An 18607-nucleotide genomic window follows, 5' to 3' on the forward strand; every position below is an offset into this window, starting at 1 on the left:
ACATGGGACAAGGAGCGGACGCTCGGCAGTTCCTCCGTTTGGATACCCGTCCTGCCTGAAGCGTCAGCCGCTCCGGGCATTTCATTAACGCACAACTTGCCTCTTAAATCGATGCAGTTTTGCAAACGCATGCGCTACTCGACGAATTCGCCACCCCGGCTTGCCTTCAGATAGTTCAGGCCATGAACCTGGCCAGTCATTTCGAGCGCATCGCGATAGACCGGATCATGCCAGCCTTCGATGTCGATGGAACCGGACCAGCCGGCGAGGCGCAATTCGGAGATAATGTCGGTCCAGTTGCTGTCGCCGAAGCCCGGCGTGCGCATGAACACGAATTTCTCCTTGCCGAAGATGCCGTGCTCCTTGATGACATCCCAGCGGATCGTCGCATCCTTGCCGTGGACGTGGAAAATCTTTTTCGCCCATTTGCGGATCTGCGGCAGCGGCTCGATCAGATAGACCATCTGATGGCAAGGCTCCCATTCCAGGCCGAGATTGTCGTCAGGCGTCTCGTTGAACATCAGCTCCCAGGCGTCGGGATTATGCGCGATGTTCCAATCGCCGGTCGCCCAGTTGCCGTCCATGGCGCAATTTTCGAAGGCGATCTTGATGCCCCTGTCGGCAGCGCGCTTGGCAAGCTCGCTCCAAACCTGCTTGTAGCGCGGCAGGCTGTCGGTGAGCGGCTTGTTGCGGATGCGGCCGGTGAAGCCGGCAACGCAGGTCGCGCCGAAATGATGGGCATTGTCGATGCAGTCCTTCCAGCCTTGCAGCGTCTGCAGGTCCATCTCGCGCTCTTCGAGCGGATTTCCGAACATGCCGATGGTCGAGATGGTGATGTCGCGATCGCCGATAGCGTCGCGGCAGCGCTTGCCGAGTTCCGCGAGATTCTGGCCGTTGGTGCTCTGCCAGAAGAAGGGTTCGAAACTTTCGAAGCCCAGATCGGCGATCTTGGCGATGTTGTTGGCGGCATCCTCGTTCGTCGCCCTGATCATCGTGCCGATACGGATGGCTTTTGCCGGATTTGTCATGATGTCATTGTCCTTGTGCTGAAATATCGACGCGCCGGCCGGTCTTGGCGCTCTCGATGGCGCCTAAAACCATGGCGAGGCTGCAAATATTGTCGTCGCTTGCGGTCTCGGGAGCCTTGCCCGTCTTAACCGCCTCGATGAAGGAGGCGATGACGCTGGCATGGCCATGCGTTTCTTCCTCATGTCTCGGTCCAGGGACCTCGATCGGCGTGAAGCCGTGCAGCAGGCCGGGCTCGTTGCCGGCAACGGCAGCTTCGAAATTCTCTTCGCCGTCCCAGGTCAGCATGCCCTTGCTGCCGGTGAGCCGCCATTGGCTCTCCCAGCTCGTGCGCCGGCCCTCCGCGCACCAGGAGCCGCGATAGCTGAAAACAACATCATCGGAAAAATCGAAGAGCGCGTGCGCCGAAGCGCCGTGCTTGTACCAGGAGCCCACGGGGTTCTTCTCGACGCAGTAGACCGAAAGCGGCACCTTGCCGGACACAAAACGAGCGGCATCGAACGTGTGAATCGCCATGTCGAGCAGCAGCACATTGTCCATCTCCTCGCGGAAACCGCCGAAATGCGGACCGAGGAAGAAATCGCAATGAACGCCCGTCAGCTCGCCGATCGCCCCCTCCTCGACGAAGCGCCGCAGGCGACGGATCCCGGAAATGAAGCGGCGGTTCTGGATAATGGCATGGACCTTGCCGGCCTTGGCGGCAAGCTCGATCAGGGCCGCACCCTCGGCCAGCGACGTCGCCATCGGCTTTTCGCTCAAGACATGACAGCCGGCCTTAAGCGCCGTCGAAACCACGCCGAAGCGCGCCGCCGGAATGACGACGTCAAAAACGAGGTCTGCCTTGGTCGCAGCGATGACGTCTGCGAGGTCGGAGCCAATGACGGCACCTTCGAGGGAAAACTCTTTCGCAAGGTTTTCGGCGGTCGCCCGATTGAGATCGACCAGACCGACAACCTGAATGGATTCGGCAAGCGATGGTGTCGCGGCGATGGCCCTGAGCCAGCCCTTGGACATAGCTCCGCACCCGCACAAAATGGCATTAAATTTCACGATGTCCTCCAGCGGGCGGTGCGTAACCCCTCATGACACGCGCTCCGTAAACGTTTACGATACTATGCGAAAAGATTTTCCTGTGTCAATAGAGGAGGACTACGGAAAATGGAGCATGGAGGAAAACCGCGGCCGATGAAGGGAATTCGTCAGCTTGCCGAGCATCTCGATATCTCGATCGGCACAGTATCACGCGCGTTGAACGGCAAGCCTGATGTCAACGAGGAAACCCGCAAGCGCGTTCTCGCCGCCGCCGAACAGCTCGGCTATGTGGCAAACCAGTCCGGGCGCAGTCTTAGGCAAGGCACGACGAACGTCATCGGGCTGATGATCCAGTCCAGCCGGGAAACGGTTGAAAACAGCGACAACTTCTTTCTGACCGTAACGGGCGGACTGCAGAGCGTGTTCTCGCGCCATAAGCTCGATCTGATCATGCTGCCCTGCCCGCATGACGAGGACCCTTACGAATATCTGAAGCGCATGGTGGCAAGGCGGATTGTCGATGCGCTGATCATTTCGGAAACGCAGCGCGTCGACAAGCGCTTCGATCTGCTCGCCAAGGCGAAAATCCCGTTTGCCGCGCTAGGCCGCAGTCTTTCGGGCACACAGCATCCATGGGCCGACCTCGATTTCGACGGCGTCGTCAATTGCGCCGTCGACCGGCTCGTGGCGCATGGACATCGCCGCATCGCCGTCAGCGCGCCTTCAAGCGACATCAATCTCGGCTTCATCTTCGTCGAGGGCTATCGCCAGGCGCTGGAGCGACATGGCATCGCCTATGATCCGGCATTGGTCATTCGAGCCAAATCGAGCGAACAGGGCGGCTATCAGGTTGCCGACGAACTGCTGAACCTCGAAAGCAGGCCGACGGCCGTGATCCTGATATACGAATTGATGGCGATCGGCTTCTATCGGCGCGTCATGGAAGCCGGCATCATTCCGGGGCGCGACATTGCGGTCGTCAGCTTCCGTGAGGCGCCGCGCGCCAAATTCCTGCAGCCGGCGCTGACCTGCTTTCGCACGTCCGTACACGATCTTGGCGTCGAGCTGGCTGAAATCCTGCTTTCCAGTATGCCCGCCTACAGCGAGGAATACCCTAGGAAGACACGCCAGACGGTGTGGCCGCTCGAGCTCATCCCCGGGGAAAGCGACGCATTTCACTTGAAGGTCGAAACATAAAACAGCGCCGAAACGCCGCACCGGCCGCTTCGACGATTGCGGCCTTGCCCGTGAGTCGCCATGTAGGACATCGCAAAACAGGGGCCGGGGGCTTGAGCGAAGAAACCATCACACTTTACCAGGCGATCGGCGGCGACCCGACTGTGCGGGCTCTGACGTCGCGCTTTTACGAATTGATGGACACACTGCCGGAGGCTGCCAATTGCCGCGCCGTGCATCCACCGAGCCTCGAAGGCTCGCAGGAGAAATTCTACGAGTATCTGACCGGCTATCTCGGCGGGCCGCAGCTCTATATCGAGAAGCGCGGCCATCCCCGCCTGCGCAGCCGCCATTTCGTCGCCGCGATCGGCCCGAAGGAGCGCGACGAATGGCTGCTGTGCTTCCGCCGCGCCATGGATGAGACCATCGAGAACGAAAAGCTGCGTGCCATCATCTGGGAGCCGGTCGAGCGTCTGGCATTCCACATGCAGAACCGGGAATGAGGAAGACATGACCATAGGCACCATAATCCGTCCGGTCACCCTGTTTATCGCCGGCATCCTCGGCGGCGGCGGTGTCGCGCTGGCCGCGGCTGCCACCCATGGCGGCGACACGCATTTCCTTGGTGCGGCCTCCACCATGAGCCTCGCCCATGCGCCCGCCCTTCTGGCCCTTTATGCCGGCTATGACCGCATCCGCACTGCGCCGATCGCTGCAGTCCTGCTGGGATTGGGAACGCTGATCTTCGCCGGTGACCTGACCATGAGGCATTTTGGCGGAAACTCGCTCTTTCCGATGGCTGCTCCGGCGGGCGGGATGGGCATGATCGCCGGCTGGGCCGCGATAGCGCTCGGCGCCTTCTTCAGGATGAGTTCCACAAAGGCGTGAACCCGGCACGATTACGTACGATGCTGGTTATTCAGGCTCAAATACCGGGAACCACGCTGAAGCCTTCGAATTGCGGCGGCCCCCAATAGAGCCGCTTGTTTTCGCCCGCATTGCGATGCGCCATGCGAAAATGCTCGGATTTCGTCCAGTTGATGAAATCCTCTTCGCTGTGCCAAGCGGTGTGCGATGAAAACAGCGTATAGCCGCCATCGACATCGGCCTTGCCGCGCAGAAGACGAAACTCCAGAAAACCGGGCACTTCGGAGAGCCGGGAATCGCGCCCTCTCCACACCTCTTCGAATTCGCCCTCCAAACCGATGACGACCTTGAAGCGGTTCATGGCGATGTACATGGCAACCTCGTTCGACGATCAGACTTTCTCGCGACCGGCGACAGTCTTATCCACGTCAGACGCAAAGGCAATGACATTTGCGCCATCGCGGCCCGCGTCATTGAGAGGCCGATCCGATGCCTTTCCCGGCAGCCGCGCCTTCCAGGCGGGGAAGGATGCGATGTTGGCGGCGCGCTGCCGCTCTTCGGCGCGGCGCATCAGCAATTCGCAGAGTTCGGGCACAAGCCCGTCGCCATTCTGTGCGGCCAGCTTGTGCAGGCCGATCAGCATAAGCCCGTCAGGGCCATTATCGATCATCTTGAAGCATCCCGTTCATTCATCGTCTGCAGCGCCCGCTCCAGGCTGGACTTGCTGCCGTTGCGCAAGGGAATGAAGGCCTTGCCGAACTTCTTGCAGCCGGTCTTCACCCGCAGGCAGGCGTCGTGGCTGATGCAATCGATCGGGCAGAAGACGCAGTCGACCGATGGCAGGACGGTGTCGATGCGAGATACCGCTTCGCGCAGGCCGCCATCGTGATGGATCAGCTCGGCGCCGAAGCTGCTGGCGATCTGACGCAGATGCGCCACCTGGCAATCGCGACCGCCCACATAAAGGAAACTGCACCCGTCGAGACCGGATTTCCCGGAAATCTGCGCCGCCGCCTGCGCTTCGCGACCCTCGCGCCCAGAATCTTTCTTCCCCTTACGCGCCATGCATCACCCGTTTGCTGGTTGCTCTCGCGCGCTCGAGTCCATCGAGCGCGAGGCGACCTTATTGAACTTGATTTTTGCAGTAAAGTATAAAGTTGAGAGTTTTAATCATATTTTTAAGCACAGCGCCAATGCCCTTGCGTTTTCAGTCGCAGCCGGCAACCGGAATCCAATCCCGCGCGTGGATCGAGTGCTCAATCCTATCGTCCCGTCACTTGCACTTCTTGGGTGAACGACCAGCTCGGCTTGCCCCATTCCGAGGGCAACGGCGGGAACGGTGCCGCCCGACGGATACCGCTGGTGACTGCTTCGTCCAACTCCGGAAAACCCGAACTCCGCGCGATAGAAAGAGCGGTCAGATCACCGCTCGAGCCGATTGTGAGGCGGACACGAACAGTAATACCGGGTTGGTATTTGGATGAGAGACGCACAGCGCGCCGGATACGCGACTGCACCTTGCCCGGATAATTGGCGACGGCTGCACTTCCGGCGCCGGTCCGGTGAGCGTTTATCTGTGAATTATTATCGGATTGCGCCGTTTCGGTCCCATCGACAGAGCCCTTCTTCGAATTCTCCTGGCTCTCGCCGCGCGATCCCGACTTTACCTTCGCGACTTTGGCGACGGGCTTCTTGACTTCCTTCGGCCGCTCGACCGGCTTCGGCTTTTCGACGGGCGTTACGACTTCCGGCGGCGGATTCGTCGGCTGAACTTCCGCGATCCGGGTATCTATAGGCTGCACCGGTTCGGCCGGCTGGACCACCGTCGTCTCGGCTGGTGCTTGCGTCGCCAGAATCTGCGGCTGTTCCGACGCTACTTCCGGCGGCTGGGTTCGCTCGACCGGCTGGAGGGTTTCAGCGGTTTGCACCTGCTGCGTTTCCACCTCCTGCGGCTGGACAACACCGGGCTGCGGCGGCGCCTGGTCAGGCGTCACCTCGGTCGGCCGCACCGTCTGCGGCTGCACGGCCTCGGCGGTTACCTGCTCTGGCTCCATCTGCGGGTTTTCCTCGCCCATGGCCATCTGATCGGCATCGGAATTGCCGATCATGAGGACACTGACGGTGTCACCGGCCTCTTCCTGCGCCTCCTCTGGCGCCGCTGCGAAGGTGAATAACAATGTGGCGACGATGGCGGCATGGAACAGACTTGAGCCGAGGCCGGAAAAAAGGAGCGGCATCCTGTGACCCGATAGGGTCCGATGCGGCTTTTCGGGAAGCGCGTCCATTGGCAGGGCTTCAGTTGCCTGGACGGCAGGCTCCGCCGGATGATCCGGAAACAAGCCGATCTCGGTAAAGCGGCTATAGTGCACCACAGCCTCGCCCGCCGGCGGTCGCGGCACGCCCTCGAGGCCGGTCAGTTCGTGACCGGGCAGCACGCTCGGATAGTTGTCATTCAAGCCGCCATTGGCGCGGCGCTCCATGGAAACTTTCGCCGAGCGTGTCGCCATGGCTTCAGCCTTCGAAAGGAACAGATGTCTGCGAGCGCGTGTTTAGAGCGGCCTTGCACTCACCTGCGGCCGGACCGTCACAGACCGGCGTGTCGTTGACGATGATGCGCGATAGGGTCTCGCACTTCACCCCCGGCATATCGAATTGCCGCACCCGCTTCTTGCCGAGCGGCAGATCGCGAAAATCGAGCACAATGACGCGGTCGACGGCATTCTTGTCGTTGAAGAAGGCAAGCTCGAACGAGATCTTGTTGATCGGTATCGCCATATCGTTTTCGGCAACAAAGGTCATCATGCATCCCTTCTGCGAGGAAGCCAATGCATTGAGCTCGACGGTGAGCTTGTGCGCAGCCGATGCGGGTGCCGCGGAATTCGCATCCTGAGCGAAAGCAGAAACAGAAGATGCCGCTGCAAACAGCCCCGAGGCGGCGAGCGCCAAGATCGTTTTCGTCAGCATCAGCATGTCTCCTGTATGTGCTTGACGCCGCTCGCCCAGCGCGGCCCTGGCGTGTATCGTCGAAATTTTTAAACTTGACTCTATAGGTATCCTATTGTGTGTTTATGAAACCATGAGTAAGAGAGTCAAGATAAATTTGGCCGCGCAACGGTTCGGCCTCCGATGAATTTTAGGCAAAACTAAACAGGATGATTGCTGAGAAGACCCCTACGCCGCCGGTGCAATACATGGCCGCACCACAGATACGAATTGTCGAGAGCACGGATATTTTCCGGGGCCAGACCGAAATCATGATCAAGCATGAGGGCGTTATCTACCGCTTGAAGATTACCCGCCAAGGCAAGCTGATACTCAACAAATAGGCAGACAGATGACTGAGACGACCCGCCCAACCCCCGCTGAAATCCGCGCCTTCCGCGCCGAAAACCCGAAGATGCGCGAGCGCGATATCGCAGCCCGCCTCAACATTTCCGAAGCCGCTCTTGTGGCGGCGGAAGTCGGCATCTCGGCCATCCGGATCGACGCGAATGTGGATCGCTTCCTGGCGCACATTGCTTCGCTCGGCGAGATCATGGCCCTGTCGCGCAACGAAAGCGCCGTGCATGAGAAGATCGGCGTCTATGAAAACATGAAGTTCGGCGCGCAGGCTGCCATCGTACTTGGCGAGAATATCGATCTGCGCATCTTCCCGAAGCGCTGGGCGCATGGCTTTGCCGTCACCAAGACGGATGGCGAGCAGAAGAGGCTGAGCCTCCAGTTCTTCGACAAGGCCGGCGATGCGGTCCACAAGGTGCATCTGCGCCCGGCCTCGAATGTCGCGGCCTATCATGCCATGGTCGCCGAACTGCGGGTCGAAGAGCAGTCACAGGAATTCGTCGAAGATCGCTCGGGTTACGACAATGGCGCGACCGACGGCGGTGTCGGCCGTGACGAGCTGCGCGACAACTGGAGCCGCATGACCGACACGCATGAATTCTTCGGCATGCTGAAAAAGCTGAAGATCGGCCGCCAGGAAGCGATCCGCACCGTCGGCGATGACTACGCATGGAGGCTGGACGCCGGCGCTGTTGCCGAGATGATGCACGCCTCGGTACGCGAGGGTCTGCCGATCATGTGCTTCGTCGCCAATGAAGGCACCGTCCAGATCCATTCCGGCCCGATCCATAACGTGCAGACCATGGGTCCCTGGATCAATGTCATGGATCCGACCTTCCACCTGCATCTGCGGCTGGATCACATTGCCGAGACCTGGGCCGTGCGCAAGCCGACTAAGGACGGCCATGTCACCTCGCTCGAGGCCTATAATGCCAAGGGCGAGATGATCATCCAGTTCTTCGGCAAGCGGAAGGAAGGCTTCGACGAGCGCCCCGATTGGCGCACCATCATGGAAAGCCTGACGAGATCAGGCGCCAGCGTCGCCGCGTGAGAAATGGTGCATGACGATGTTTAAGAACCTCAAGCACATCCGGCCATGGGAAATCGCCCTGACCATGATGGTGATGAGCCTGCCGCTCGTGCCGGCCAATCCGATCGCGGGCCTTGGCAGCTTCGTGCGCCACACACACGCCGCCGAGGCGGCACCGAAGATCGATACGTCACGCCTCGTCACCATCGGCGGCGATATCACCGAAATCGTCTATGCGCTCGGCGAGGAAAAGCGGCTGATCGCCCGAGATTCCACCAGCCTCCACCCCAAGGAAGCGACCAAGCTTCCCGATGTCGGCTATATGCGTGCCTTGTCGCCGGAAGGCATTCTGGCCGTCAATCCGACCGCCATCATTGCCGTCGAAGGCTCCGGCCCACCGGAAGCGCTGGCGGTGCTGCGCAATGCCAGCCTGCCTTTCGAGACCGTGCCGCAAACCTACGATCGCGACGGCATCCTGAAGAAGATCGAAGTCGTCGGCGCGCTGCTCGGCGTGCCGGACAAGGCCAAGACTCTGGAAGGCAAGGTCGCCGCCGATCTCGACGCGGCCATCAATGAATCTGCAAGGCGCCCGGAGGCCGAGCGCAAGCGCGTGCTCTTCGTGCTCAGCAATCAGAACGGCAAGATCATGGCTTCCGGCAGCGACACGGCCGCCGACGGCATCATCAAGCTCGCCGGCGCCATCAATGCCGTCAGCGGCTTCTCCGGTTACAAATCGGTGACCGACGAGGCGATCATCGAAGCCAAGCCTGACGTCATTCTGATCATGGACCGCGAAGGGCCACTGTCGATGTCGAACGAAGACCTTCTCACGCAGCCGGCCATTTCCCTGACGCCGGCGGCCAGCCGCAGGGCTATCGTGCGGATGGATGGCATGCACCTGCTCGGCTTCGGACCGCGTACCGCAAGCGCCATCCGCGAGCTGAACATTGCGATCTACGGAGGCTGACGTGGCATTCAACGATGCTGTGGCGGGGCTGAAGCAGATGTCGCGAACCACGGCTCGCCGGCGCCAAGGGGATCGCACCGCCCTTGCGGCCCTCGTCATCGCCGGCCTCGCTCTGTTTTCAGCAGCGGCCTTTCTGTTTTCGATCACGACAGGCGCGGCGAATGCTTCGGTCATCGACGTGATTGAGGCCATGCTGAGCGGTAGCGCGGAAAGCACGCTCAGCATTCGCGACCGCATCGTTATTTTCGATATCCGCCTGCCCCGCGCAGTCCTCGGCTTCCTGATCGGCGGCGGGCTGGCGGTCTCGGGTGCTGTCATGCAGGGCCTCTTCCGCAATCCGCTCGCCGATCCCGGCTTGATCGGCGTATCGGCCGGCTCCAGCCTCGGCGCTGTCGCCATGATCGTCCTCGGTGGCGGTACGCTTGTTCCCGTCGCACATCTGTTCGGCATCTTCGCTCTGCCCATCGCCGCCTTCGTCGGCGGCCTGGTAACGACGATACTGCTTTACAAGATTGCAACCCGATACGGGCAGACATCCATCGCAACCATGCTGCTCGCCGGCATCGCACTCGGTTCGCTGGCGCTCGCAGCGACCGGAATCCTCATCTACATGGCCGACGACCGGCAATTGCGCGACCTCACCTTCTGGAGCATGGGATCGCTGGCGGGCTCGACCTGGAGCAAGGTTACGGCCGCAGCTCCGATCATCCTCCTTTCGCTCCTGCCCCTGCCCTTCATGGCACGCGGGCTGAACGCGCTGACGCTCGGCGAAGCGGCCGCGTTCCACATGGGGATAGCCGTGCAGCGATTGAAGAATATCGCCATCGTCAGCGTAGCCGCGGCGGTCGGCGCCTCCGTCGCCGTCAGCGGCGGCATCGGCTTCGTCGGTATCGTCGTGCCGCATGTTCTGCGCATCGCGATCGGGCCGGATCATCGCTTTCTGCTGCCCGCCTCGGCGCTGCTGGGCGGCTCCTTGCTCGTCATCGCCGACGTGATTGCCCGCACCGTCGTTTCCCCGGCAGAATTGCCGATCGGCATTCTGACGGCCGGTGTCGGCGGTCCGTTCTTCCTTTGGATGCTGCTCAGGCAGCGCTCGCGCCTCAGCCTGTGAGCCCGCGATGATCGAGGTCTCCAATCTGAACGTACGGCTTGCCGGCAAGCCGGTCGTGCGCGACGTCTCCTTCACGGCCGAGGCCGGAACGCTGACGGCGATCTGCGGACCGAACGGCTCCGGCAAGACCACGACGATGAAAGCCGTCTCCGGCGAACTCGCCTATCGCGGTTCCGTGCACATGAACGGTGCCGAGATCGGCGGTCTGGAACCCTGGCAGCTCGCCGAGATGCGCGGCGTGCTGCCGCAGGCAAGCTCGATCTCCTTTCCCTTCACCGTGCGCGAAATCGTTCGCATGGGTCTCGCGAGTGGCCGCAGCCGTCATCCGGAGCAGGCCGACCGCATCGCGACCGAATCGCTTGCCGCCGTCGATCTCGGCGGCTTCGAGGGCCGCCTCTATCAGGAGCTCTCCGGCGGCGAACAGCAACGTGTGCAGCTCGCCCGCGTGCTGTGCCAGATTTCCGAGCCCATCACGGACGGCAGGCCGTGCTGGCTGCTTCTCGACGAACCGGTCTCCAGCCTCGATATCAACCATCAGCTCGCCATCATGACGCTTGCCCGGCAATTCGCCCGGCGCGGCGGCGGCGTCATCGCCGTCATGCACGATCTCAACCTGACCGCGCTTTTCGCCGATCGGATGGTCCTGCTCAAGGACGGCCGGCTGCAGGCCGAGGGTTCGGTCAAGGACGTGCTGACGGACCGGCATCTTCAGGGCGTGTTCGGCTGCAATCTCAGGGTCAACCGCGTCCCCGCCGATGGCGCCTCTTTCGTCCTCGCTCATAGCGCGCTGGGCGACTGACCATCCACCGCCCTGCACGCTCCGGAACTTTTTGCTGCATCCGCGCGTTGGGAACAAGTGATCGAAATCAATGTTTCAAATGCAAGATTGCGTAGTGTTTCGGATATTCTCCGACAAAGGCGGATAACAGGCGCCTTGAGGCGCGCAAGCAAAGCGAAAGGGAGCTGAACATGGCTACATCCATTCTGCATTCGGCGCGCCGCAAGCGCGATGGCGGCAGTCTGCAACAGGTCGAAGCAAGCATCGAGGATCAGATCGAATCGCTGCGCGAAGAAGTCGCAGCCTTCGCCAAGCTCGTAAGCGAAAACAGCGCCAAGCAGGGCGAGAAACTGCGTGCGAGCGCGGAATCCGGATTTGACGATTTGACTGTTCGTGGAGAGGAGCTGCTGCGCGATTTGCAGCGTGGCTACGCAAGAGGATCGCGCGAGGTCCGCAGGACCGTGCGCCAGCACCCGGTCGCCACCATCGGCGCGGCGGCCGCATTCGGCCTCGCCGTCGCTCTACTTCTGTCTCGCCGCTAGGGTGGCGGCATGATCGCTCCGGTCCTACGCCTGCTTCTGTTGGGCACATTCAACCGAACCGTTGCGCGAACCAAACGCAACGGTATTTTCATTGTCATCGCAGCCCTTCTTCTATTGACGGCCTATGTCTTCGCGCTTGTCGCGGCAGCCATCTGGCTTGTCACGATCTACGGCGCGGCGGTATCGGCACTGTTGATCGCAGCGGGTGCCTTGCTGCTTGGCCTAATCGTCCTCGTCATCATGGCAATCATCAACCAGCAGGAGCAGCGGCGGGCCCGTGAGCGTCGGCTGGCGATGGAATCGATGGCAGCGGCGGTCCTTGGCCTCGCGCGCAAACAGCCGTTGATGACGGCTGCCATTGCTGCTGCCCTCATATTCGGCAGCCTGTTCGGAACGAGCGACGAAGACGATTGATCCGGCGATCCCTAAAGCGGGAAACGGTTGGCAACACGGAAATACATCCACAGTGCCCACGACTTTCCAGCCAAGGCATGAAGCCACGCGAAATTATCAAGGCATACACCGCCCGCCCGGTCTGCCGGGCGGGCCTGCTTATCAGAAAGCGAATGCTTTGGAGGTCAGCGGCGCGGAGGTAGCATCGGGCCCGAAATCCGCCTCGCCGGAAATATCAAGCAATTCCTGCAGCCTCTGGCGCGCACGATTGACGCGGCTCTTGATGGTGCCGACCGCACAGCCGCAAATCTCGGCCGCTTCCTCATAGGAAAATCCGGACGCACCCACCAGGATGATGGCTTCGCGCTGATCCGGCGGCAGCTGATCCAGTGCCTTGCGGAAATCCTGCAGATCGACGGCACCGTATTGCGAAGGATGCGTCGCCATGGATTCGGTGAATACGCCGTCGGTGTCCTGCACCTCCCGGCCGCTCTTGCGCATCTGGCTGTAGAGTTCGTTTCGCAGGATGGTGAAGAGCCAGGCTTTCATATTCGTGCCCATCTCGAAATGGTCCTGCTTGGCCCATGCCTTCATGATGGTGTCCTGGACAAGATCGTCGGCGCGATCGTGACGACCCGTCAGGGAAATGGCGAACGCGCGCAGGCTCGGGAGGGCCGCGAGGAGTTCGCGCTTAAAGCTCGATTGCGTTTCCATCGCGCCCACCTCCTATTCGGAGACCTTTGCGGAAGCCAGGCGCTCGGCCTGATCAAGCTTCTCGAGCAGATCGAGAAAGCGATCGGGAATGGCTTCATCCTGCGCGGCGGCATAAAACGAACGCAGCCGGTTGCCGATTTGATTGTTGGGATCGAGGATATCCACCGCGCGCAGGTCTGATGTCTTCTTGTCCGCGTCCTCGTGATTCTGGATAGTCATTATAGCCCGCTCGCTTCTCAATTGTCTCGCGTTCATGGATAAGCGCACCCTTCGCCTCCCCGTCAGGAGGCCTGATTGAACTCATCCAAACGTGTTGCCTAACGAATCGTAAAGGATGAGGACTGCCGATTGTAAGCATTGTAATGCGACTGCCTAAAAAAAGTTCCGGCAAACAGGAACTTTTTTACTCAACTGACGTTTGTTAGTCATTACGGCGTCTGCGCTGTATTTAATTAGAATTTGATAAAGGGCGGGAGCCATTGATGACACTTTCAACACGCATTGCGCCGCATCTTCCCTATTTGCGTCGCTATTCTCGTGCTTTGACCGGAACACAGACGTCGGGAGACGCCTATGTTGCTGCGGTTTTGGAAGCCATCATCGCCGACATCTCCATCTTTCCGGACACGGACAGCGACCGCGTCGCACTCTATAAACTGTTCACGAAGCTGTTCGGTTCCGTGACACTTCAGATTGCTGAACCGGCATCTCCCTTTGCTTGGGAACAGCGCGCCTCGGTGAACCTTTCGAAGGTCCCCCCGCTTGCCCGCCAGGCCTTCCTGCTGGCATCGGTCGAAAGTTTCCGCATCGGCGAGATCGCCGATATCCTCGACATTTCAGAAAGCGACGCCATGCACCTGCTCGATACCGCGTCTCAGGAAATCTCGCGGCAGGTGGCGACGGACATCATGATCATCGAGGATGAGCCGCTGATTGCGATGGACATCGAACAGATGGTGGAAAGCCTCGGTCATCGCGTTACCGGCATCGCCCGCACGCATGCCGAAGCGGTCGCGCTCTACAATGCGACCAAACCGAGCATGGTGCTTGCCGACATCCAGCTCGCGGATGGCAGCTCGGGTATCGACGCCGTCAACGACATCCTCAAGACCGCAAGCATACCGGTAATCTTCATCACCGCCTTCCCCGAGCGGCTGCTGACCGGCGAGCGGCCTGAACCGACCTTCCTCGTGACCAAGCCGTTCAATCCGGACATGGTTAAGGCCCTCATCAGCCAGGCCCTCTTCTTTAACGAAACCACAAAGGTGGCCGCCTGATCGAAGTAAAATCCCTGTGTCGGAACAAAGATTATGACCGGACGTTGCTGTCGAGGGCGGCCGGTTTACCGACTGTTATATGGAGCGATTTTATAGGTCGGTTCAAGTTGTTGCGAGTGAGAACGTCCTATCGGCGGGGTTCTCGGAATTCGAGTGAAAGGCAGGCCGGTGAATACCTCTGAACCATTACCCGGTGCGCCTTTGAGCTTGGAAGGCAAAGCCGCTCTGATGGAGCGGGCGCTTGCGAGGGCCAGCGTGTCGATCCTGTTTCAGGATGCCAATCTTTCGATCCGCTATGCCGACAACCTGCCGGATCATCTGCAGCCGTCCGTGGTCATAGGCGGCAACGACTCGCATCTCTTCGGCGAGAAGGATGGAGAGCATCTTTCTCGGCTAAAGCGGGGCGTACTTGAAAGCGGCAAGCCTGCAACCGCCGAGGTCGAAATCGCCAGTGGCGACGGCATACGCATCTATGAGCTGAAGATGGAGCGTATCGGCGGCCGCAAGCCGCAGGGCGTGCTCTCCGTCATCTCCGAGATCACCGAAAGCCGCCACCGCGAGAAAGTGCTGAAGTCGCTGTTGCGGGAACTGTCGCATCGCTCGAAGAACCTGCTGGCTATCATCCAGGGCATCGCAACGCAGACCGCGCGCCACACGCTTTCCGTCGACAATTTCCTCATCAAGTTCCGCGGCCGCCTGCAATCCCTGTCGAATTCGCAGGATCTCATCACGGATTCCAGCTGGCGCGGCGCATATCTCTTCGAACTCGCGGAAAAGCAGTTTGCCCCCTATTGGCCGGATGCCGGCGTGCCGATGCCGATCTACGGCATCAATGCCCACCTCACACCCAATGCCGCGGTTCATCTGGGGCTCGCCCTGCACGAGCTGATCGTCAATTCCGCATCGCATGGCGCCATCTCGACGGGCGCCACCAGTATCACGCTGAATTGCAAGGAGGCCGAACTCGACGGCAAGAAGGCCATAGAGGTCGCCTGGTCGGAGCGTTTTTATGCGCCCACCAGCCATGAATTCGAGGACAACAGTTTCAGCCGTACAGTGCTTGAGCGTGTCGTTCCGACCTCCATGAACGGCCGCGCCGACTTCGCCATCGACGACGGCAGTATCGGCTACCGCCTGACCATTCCCGAAACCGAATACGAAATTCTGAGACGCCGCTGAAGCGCGGCGAAGACAAAAGAAAACAGTCAGTGCGAGGGCGGCGCACTGACTGCTTACACTCATCGGGAGGGGACCGTGAGTAGAAGTCCTGAGATATATTGGGCGTGCATCAGGAGATGCGATCATCATCAGGACAGTTACATAACGACGCTGCAAAGCCTTGGTTCCACGCACCTGTTAAAAAATTCATCTATTTTTCATATTTCCTCGCGGCCGTAAAAATGATGCCGGCCCCCGCTTGATGCACGCCCCTCTCCCTAACGGAGCCAGACTTCGGCAATCCGCTTCTTCTTCCACTGCAGAAAAATTTAGCTGAAACATAGGCTTGTCCAGATATGGGAGCCGGTTCGACATATGTTTTCGCTGCGGCGGAAATGCGTCTCCTGGCGGATTTCATGGTCAAAATTTTACCGTTTGATAAATTTTTTAAGCTGAGTTACCGTTCCCGTACTAGCCGTTTACTATAAGAGGGAACTTCAATGGGACGACTGGAAACTGGGATTCATAAGGGCAGGCTGACGCCCGCCGAATATGATGCAAACTTTTCCGATCTTCACCCGCGCCTCAACAAGCATGAGGCGCTGGTCGCATCCGACCGCTGTTATTTCTGTTACGACGCGCCGTGCATGACGGCCTGTCCCACCTCCATCGACATTCCGATGTTCATTCGCCAGATCTCGACGGGCAATGCGCTCGGCTCGGCCAAGACGATCTTCGACCAGAACATCCTCGGCGGCATGTGCGCCCGCGTCTGTCCCACCGAACAGCTCTGCGAGCAGGCTTGCGTGCGCAATACCGCCGAAGAGCGCCCGGTCGAGATCGGCCGGCTGCAGCGCTATGCGACCGATGCGGCGATGGCCGAAAACAAGCAGTTCTATACGCGTGCCGAATCCACCGGCAAGAAGATCGCCGTCATCGGCGCCGGCCCGGCAGGCCTTGCCTGCGCCCACCGTCTCGCCGTCAACGGCCACGACGTCACCATCTTCGACGCCCGCGAAAAGGCCGGCGGCCTGAACGAATATGGCATCGCCACCTACAAGACGGTCGACGACTTCGCCCAGAAGGAAGTCGACTATGTGCTCGCCATCGGCGGCATCGAGGTGAAGAACGGCCAGACGCTCGGCCGCGATTTCAGCCTCTCCGACCTCTCGCAGCAATATGACGCCGTCTTCCTCGGCCTCGGCCTTGCCGGCGTCAATGCGCTGCGTGCCGAAGGCGAGGATCTCGATGGCGTCGCCGACGCCGTCGCCTATATCGCCGAGCTTCGTCAGGCCGGCAGCAAGGCCGACATCGCCATCGGCCGCCGCGTCGTCGTTCTCGGCGGCGGCATGACCGCAATCGACGCCGCCGTACAGGCGAAACTGCTCGGCGCGGAAGAGGTGACGATCTGCTACCGCCGCGGCAAGGAGCACATGAATGCCTCGGAATTCGAGCAGGATCTAGCCGCCTCCAAGGGCGTCATCATCCGCCATTGGCTCGCACCGAAGCGCATCCTCGACAAGGACGGCAAAGTCGCCGGTATCGAGGTCGAATATACGGAGTTGCGTGACGGCAAGCTCGTAGGCACCGGCGATGTCGGCGTCATCGCCGCCGATCAGATCTTCAAGGCGATCGGCCAGACGTTCGAGGCTTCAGGCCTCGGCGCATTGCGCATGGAATCCGGCCGCATCGCCATTGATGGCGAAGGCCGGACCTCGATCGAAGGCGTATGGGCCGGCGGTGACTGCGTGCTTGGCGGCGATGACCTGACGGTCTCGGCCGTAGCACAAGGTCGTGACGCGGCCGAATCCATCAACCGTGCGCTTAGCTCGGCCACGCCGGCCGCTGCAGTCGCCTGAAGGGAGCACCGACATGGCTGATCTCCGCAATAATTTCGTTGGCATCAAGTCCCCGAACCCGTTCTGGCTGGCCTCCGCGCCGCCGACCGACAAGGCCTACAACGTCGAGCGCGCCTTCAAGGCGGGCTGGGGCGGCGTGGTCTGGAAGACGCTCGGCGAAGAAGGCCCGCCGGTCGTCAACGTCAACGGCCCGCGCTACGGCGCGATCTGGGGCGCCGACCGCCGTCTCCTCGGCCTCAACAATATCGAGCTGATTACGGACCGCGACCTCTACACCAACCTGCGTGAGATGAAGCAGGTGAAGAAGAACTGGCCGGATCGCGCGCTGATCGCCTCGATCATGGTGCCTTGTGAGGAACAGGCCTGGAAGGCGATCCTGCCGCTGGTCGAGGAAACGGAAGCGGACGGCATCGAGCTCAACTTCGGCTGTCCCCACGGCATGTCCGAGCGCGGCATGGGTTCCGCGGTGGGGCAGGTACCGGAATATATCGAAATGGTCGTGCGCTGGTGCAAGCAATATACGCGCATGCCCGTCATCACCAAGCTGACGCCCAACATCACCGATATCCGCAAGCCAGCCCGCGCCGCCAAGGCCGGCGGCACCGACGCGGTATCGCTCATCAATACGATCAACTCGATCGTATCGGTCGATCTCGACAACTTCGCTCCGAATCCGACGGTCGGCGGCAAAGGCAGCCATGGCGGCTATTGCGGCCCGGCGGTCAAGCCGATCGCGCTCAACATGGTGGCCGAGATCGCCCGCGATGCGGAAACCTATGGCCTGCCGATCTCGGGCATCGGCGGCATCACGACGTGGCGCGATGCCGCCGAGTTCCTGGCGCTCGGCGCCGGCAACGTGCAGGTCTGCACGGCGGCGATGACCTATGGCTTCAAGATCGTGGAGGAGATGATCACGGGCCTTTCCGACTGGATGGATGAGAAGGGGCACCGCACTCTGGACGATGTTATCGCCCGCGCCGTGCCGAATGTCTCCGACTGGCAGTATCTCAACCTCAACTACATCGCCAAGGCCAAGATCGACCAGGATGCCTGCATCAAGTGCGGCCGTTGTCACATTGCCTGCGAGGACACCTCGCACCAGGCGATCACCAACATGGTCGATGGCGTCAGACGCTTCGAGGTGATGGAAGAGGAGTGCGTCGGCTGCAATCTCTGCGTCAACGTTTGCCCTGTCGAAAACTGCATCACCATGGAAGAACTGCCGGCAGGTTCGCTCGACAAGCGTACCGGCAAGATCGTCGACCCGAACTACGCCAACTGGACGACCCATCCGAACAACCCGATGGCGCGTCAGGCGGCGGAGTAGAGCAAACCGCT

23 protein-coding genes are annotated in these 18607 nt (G+C 60.6%); 14 read left to right on the forward strand and 9 right to left on the reverse strand.

Annotated elements, in window-relative coordinates:
• Positions 1 to 134: 134 nt before the first annotated feature.
• Together Q4Q11_RS10800 and Q4Q11_RS10805 are read right to left on the reverse strand one after the other, a co-directional pair.
• Complete coding sequence (locus tag Q4Q11_RS10800) at positions 135 to 1028, reverse strand: sugar phosphate isomerase/epimerase family protein (protein ID WP_498569488.1); 894 nt, start codon at positions 1026 to 1028, stop codon at positions 135 to 137.
• Positions 1029 to 1032: 4 nt separating this feature from the next.
• A complete protein-coding gene (locus tag Q4Q11_RS10805; RefSeq protein WP_498569489.1) occupies positions 1033 to 2076 on the reverse strand; it encodes a Gfo/Idh/MocA family protein in 1044 nt (347 codons plus the stop codon).
• A gap of 135 nt (positions 2077 to 2211) precedes the next feature.
• Between Q4Q11_RS10805 and Q4Q11_RS10810 the strand changes: the two genes are divergently transcribed.
• The 3 genes from Q4Q11_RS10810 (at position 2212) to Q4Q11_RS10820 (ending at position 4122) form a co-directional block, all read left to right on the forward strand.
• Positions 2212 to 3255 carry a substrate-binding domain-containing protein gene (locus tag Q4Q11_RS10810; RefSeq protein ID WP_498569490.1) on the forward strand — a complete coding sequence of 348 codons (1044 nt, stop codon included), beginning with the start codon at positions 2212 to 2214 and terminating at the stop codon, positions 3253 to 3255.
• Positions 3256 to 3347: 92 nt separating this feature from the next.
• Positions 3348 to 3737, forward strand: a complete 390-nt coding sequence (locus Q4Q11_RS10815) for a group II truncated hemoglobin (protein ID WP_112503717.1) — start codon at positions 3348 to 3350, stop codon at positions 3735 to 3737.
• Between the two features lie 7 nt (positions 3738 to 3744).
• Positions 3745 to 4122 carry a DUF423 domain-containing protein gene (locus Q4Q11_RS10820; RefSeq protein ID WP_113213438.1) on the forward strand — a complete coding sequence of 126 codons (378 nt, stop codon included), beginning with the start codon at positions 3745 to 3747 and terminating at the stop codon, positions 4120 to 4122.
• 37 nt (positions 4123 to 4159) lie between these two features.
• Here Q4Q11_RS10820 and hmuQ read toward each other — a convergent pair whose 3' ends face one another.
• The 5 genes from hmuQ to Q4Q11_RS10845 all read right to left on the reverse strand — a co-directional run bounded on the left by hmuQ (position 4160) and on the right by Q4Q11_RS10845 (position 7065).
• Complete coding sequence (hmuQ, locus tag Q4Q11_RS10825; RefSeq protein ID WP_113213439.1) at positions 4160 to 4474, reverse strand: heme-degrading protein HmuQ; 315 nt, start codon at positions 4472 to 4474, stop codon at positions 4160 to 4162.
• 18 nt (positions 4475 to 4492) lie between these two features.
• Positions 4493 to 4771 (reverse strand): hypothetical protein, encoded by a 279-nt coding sequence (locus Q4Q11_RS10830; RefSeq protein WP_113213440.1) that lies wholly within the window; start codon positions 4769 to 4771, stop codon positions 4493 to 4495.
• Positions 4768 to 5166 (reverse strand): DUF2325 domain-containing protein, encoded by a 399-nt coding sequence (locus Q4Q11_RS10835; RefSeq protein ID WP_113213441.1) that lies wholly within the window; start codon positions 5164 to 5166, stop codon positions 4768 to 4770. Before Q4Q11_RS10835 ends, Q4Q11_RS10830 begins: the two co-directional genes overlap by 4 nt.
• Positions 5167 to 5363: 197 nt before the next feature.
• Entirely contained in the window at positions 5364 to 6608 is a 1245-nt protein-coding gene (tolA, locus tag Q4Q11_RS10840) for a cell envelope integrity protein TolA (RefSeq protein WP_498569491.1), read from the reverse strand.
• Positions 6609 to 6612: 4 nt separating this feature from the next.
• Positions 6613 to 7065 carry a hypothetical protein gene (locus Q4Q11_RS10845; protein ID WP_498569492.1) on the reverse strand — a complete coding sequence of 151 codons (453 nt, stop codon included), beginning with the start codon at positions 7063 to 7065 and terminating at the stop codon, positions 6613 to 6615.
• A gap of 188 nt (positions 7066 to 7253) precedes the next feature.
• Between Q4Q11_RS10845 and hemP the strand changes: the two genes are divergently transcribed.
• From hemP to Q4Q11_RS10880, 7 genes are all read left to right on the forward strand, one after another.
• Entirely contained in the window at positions 7254 to 7427 is a 174-nt protein-coding gene (hemP, locus tag Q4Q11_RS10850; protein WP_498569493.1) for a hemin uptake protein HemP, read from the forward strand.
• 8 nt (positions 7428 to 7435) lie between these two features.
• Positions 7436 to 8491 (forward strand): ChuX/HutX family heme-like substrate-binding protein, encoded by a 1056-nt coding sequence (locus Q4Q11_RS10855; RefSeq protein ID WP_112503698.1) that lies wholly within the window; start codon positions 7436 to 7438, stop codon positions 8489 to 8491.
• 10 nt (positions 8492 to 8501) lie between these two features.
• A complete protein-coding gene (locus Q4Q11_RS10860) occupies positions 8502 to 9437 on the forward strand; it encodes an ABC transporter substrate-binding protein (RefSeq protein ID WP_112503695.1) in 936 nt (311 codons plus the stop codon).
• A 37-nt stretch (positions 9438 to 9474) separates the two neighbouring features.
• On the forward strand, positions 9475 to 10548 hold the full coding sequence (locus Q4Q11_RS10865; protein WP_498569509.1) for a FecCD family ABC transporter permease: 1074 nt from the start codon (positions 9475 to 9477) through the stop codon (positions 10546 to 10548).
• Between the two features lie 7 nt (positions 10549 to 10555).
• A complete protein-coding gene (locus Q4Q11_RS10870) occupies positions 10556 to 11347 on the forward strand; it encodes a heme ABC transporter ATP-binding protein (RefSeq protein ID WP_498569494.1) in 792 nt (263 codons plus the stop codon).
• Between the two features lie 170 nt (positions 11348 to 11517).
• Positions 11518 to 11868: a glycine zipper domain-containing protein gene (locus tag Q4Q11_RS10875; protein ID WP_113213447.1), complete on the forward strand. Its 351-nt coding sequence runs from the start codon at positions 11518 to 11520 to the stop codon at positions 11866 to 11868.
• Between the two features lie 9 nt (positions 11869 to 11877).
• Entirely contained in the window at positions 11878 to 12282 is a 405-nt protein-coding gene (locus Q4Q11_RS10880; RefSeq protein WP_498569495.1) for a hypothetical protein, read from the forward strand.
• Positions 12283 to 12423: 141 nt separating this feature from the next.
• Here the strand turns inward: Q4Q11_RS10880 and Q4Q11_RS10885 are convergent, their stop codons facing one another.
• Together Q4Q11_RS10885 and Q4Q11_RS10890 are read right to left on the reverse strand one after the other, a co-directional pair.
• On the reverse strand, positions 12424 to 12975 hold the full coding sequence (locus tag Q4Q11_RS10885) for an RNA polymerase sigma factor (protein ID WP_112503680.1): 552 nt from the start codon (positions 12973 to 12975) through the stop codon (positions 12424 to 12426).
• A gap of 12 nt (positions 12976 to 12987) precedes the next feature.
• The gene (locus Q4Q11_RS10890; protein ID WP_112503677.1) at positions 12988 to 13194 is read right to left on the reverse strand and encodes a NepR family anti-sigma factor; all 207 of its coding nucleotides are present in this window, start codon (positions 13192 to 13194) and stop codon (positions 12988 to 12990) included.
• A 263-nt stretch (positions 13195 to 13457) separates the two neighbouring features.
• Here Q4Q11_RS10890 and Q4Q11_RS10895 point away from each other — a divergent pair, with 263 nt between their 5' ends.
• The 4 genes from Q4Q11_RS10895 (at position 13458) to preA (ending at position 18596) form a co-directional block, all read left to right on the forward strand.
• The gene (locus Q4Q11_RS10895) at positions 13458 to 14252 is read left to right on the forward strand and encodes a response regulator (protein ID WP_112503674.1); all 795 of its coding nucleotides are present in this window, start codon (positions 13458 to 13460) and stop codon (positions 14250 to 14252) included.
• Between the two features lie 228 nt (positions 14253 to 14480).
• Positions 14481 to 15431 carry a sensor histidine kinase gene (locus tag Q4Q11_RS10900; protein ID WP_498569510.1) on the forward strand — a complete coding sequence of 317 codons (951 nt, stop codon included), beginning with the start codon at positions 14481 to 14483 and terminating at the stop codon, positions 15429 to 15431.
• Between the two features lie 479 nt (positions 15432 to 15910).
• On the forward strand, positions 15911 to 17269 hold the full coding sequence (locus Q4Q11_RS10905) for an NAD(P)-dependent oxidoreductase (RefSeq protein ID WP_112503668.1): 1359 nt from the start codon (positions 15911 to 15913) through the stop codon (positions 17267 to 17269).
• Between the two features lie 13 nt (positions 17270 to 17282).
• The gene (gene preA, locus Q4Q11_RS10910) at positions 17283 to 18596 is read left to right on the forward strand and encodes an NAD-dependent dihydropyrimidine dehydrogenase subunit PreA (protein WP_112503665.1); all 1314 of its coding nucleotides are present in this window, start codon (positions 17283 to 17285) and stop codon (positions 18594 to 18596) included.
• The last annotated feature ends 11 nt before the right edge of the window (positions 18597 to 18607 follow it).

This window comes from Rhizobium sp. UFLA01-1127 (assembly GCF_059803845.1).

Bases quoted from the DNA above. Each gene is read 5' to 3' on its own strand.
- Q4Q11_RS10885 (WP_112503680.1), bottom strand. From the start codon at position 12,975: ATGGAAACGCAATCGAGCTTTAAGCGCGAACTCCTCGCGGCCCTCCCG.
- Q4Q11_RS10875 (WP_113213447.1), top strand. From the start codon at position 11,518: ATGGCTACATCCATTCTGCATTCGGCGCGCCGCAAGCGCGATGGCGGC.
- Q4Q11_RS10845 (WP_498569492.1), bottom strand. From the start codon at position 7,065: ATGCTGACGAAAACGATCTTGGCGCTCGCCGCCTCGGGGCTGTTTGCA.
- Q4Q11_RS10800 (WP_498569488.1), bottom strand. From the start codon at position 1,028: ATGACAAATCCGGCAAAAGCCATCCGTATCGGCACGATGATCAGGGCG.
- Q4Q11_RS10810 (WP_498569490.1), top strand. From the start codon at position 2,212: ATGAAGGGAATTCGTCAGCTTGCCGAGCATCTCGATATCTCGATCGGC.
- Q4Q11_RS10865 (WP_498569509.1), top strand. From the start codon at position 9,475: ATGTCGCGAACCACGGCTCGCCGGCGCCAAGGGGATCGCACCGCCCTT.
- Q4Q11_RS10855 (WP_112503698.1), top strand. From the start codon at position 7,436: ATGACTGAGACGACCCGCCCAACCCCCGCTGAAATCCGCGCCTTCCGC.
- hmuQ (WP_113213439.1), bottom strand. From the start codon at position 4,474: ATGTACATCGCCATGAACCGCTTCAAGGTCGTCATCGGTTTGGAGGGC.
- Q4Q11_RS10860 (WP_112503695.1), top strand. From the start codon at position 8,502: ATGACGATGTTTAAGAACCTCAAGCACATCCGGCCATGGGAAATCGCC.
- hemP (WP_498569493.1), top strand. From the start codon at position 7,254: ATGATTGCTGAGAAGACCCCTACGCCGCCGGTGCAATACATGGCCGCA.
- Q4Q11_RS10895 (WP_112503674.1), top strand. From the start codon at position 13,458: ATGACACTTTCAACACGCATTGCGCCGCATCTTCCCTATTTGCGTCGC.
- Q4Q11_RS10830 (WP_113213440.1), bottom strand. From the start codon at position 4,771: ATGATCGATAATGGCCCTGACGGGCTTATGCTGATCGGCCTGCACAAG.
- Q4Q11_RS10900 (WP_498569510.1), top strand. From the start codon at position 14,481: ATGGAGCGGGCGCTTGCGAGGGCCAGCGTGTCGATCCTGTTTCAGGAT.
- Q4Q11_RS10835 (WP_113213441.1), bottom strand. From the start codon at position 5,166: ATGGCGCGTAAGGGGAAGAAAGATTCTGGGCGCGAGGGTCGCGAAGCG.
- Q4Q11_RS10870 (WP_498569494.1), top strand. From the start codon at position 10,556: ATGATCGAGGTCTCCAATCTGAACGTACGGCTTGCCGGCAAGCCGGTC.
- Q4Q11_RS10880 (WP_498569495.1), top strand. From the start codon at position 11,878: ATGATCGCTCCGGTCCTACGCCTGCTTCTGTTGGGCACATTCAACCGA.
- Q4Q11_RS10820 (WP_113213438.1), top strand. From the start codon at position 3,745: ATGACCATAGGCACCATAATCCGTCCGGTCACCCTGTTTATCGCCGGC.
- Q4Q11_RS10905 (WP_112503668.1), top strand. From the start codon at position 15,911: ATGGGACGACTGGAAACTGGGATTCATAAGGGCAGGCTGACGCCCGCC.
- Q4Q11_RS10890 (WP_112503677.1), bottom strand. From the start codon at position 13,194: ATGACTATCCAGAATCACGAGGACGCGGACAAGAAGACATCAGACCTG.
- tolA (WP_498569491.1), bottom strand. From the start codon at position 6,608: ATGGCGACACGCTCGGCGAAAGTTTCCATGGAGCGCCGCGCCAATGGC.
- preA (WP_112503665.1), top strand. From the start codon at position 17,283: ATGGCTGATCTCCGCAATAATTTCGTTGGCATCAAGTCCCCGAACCCG.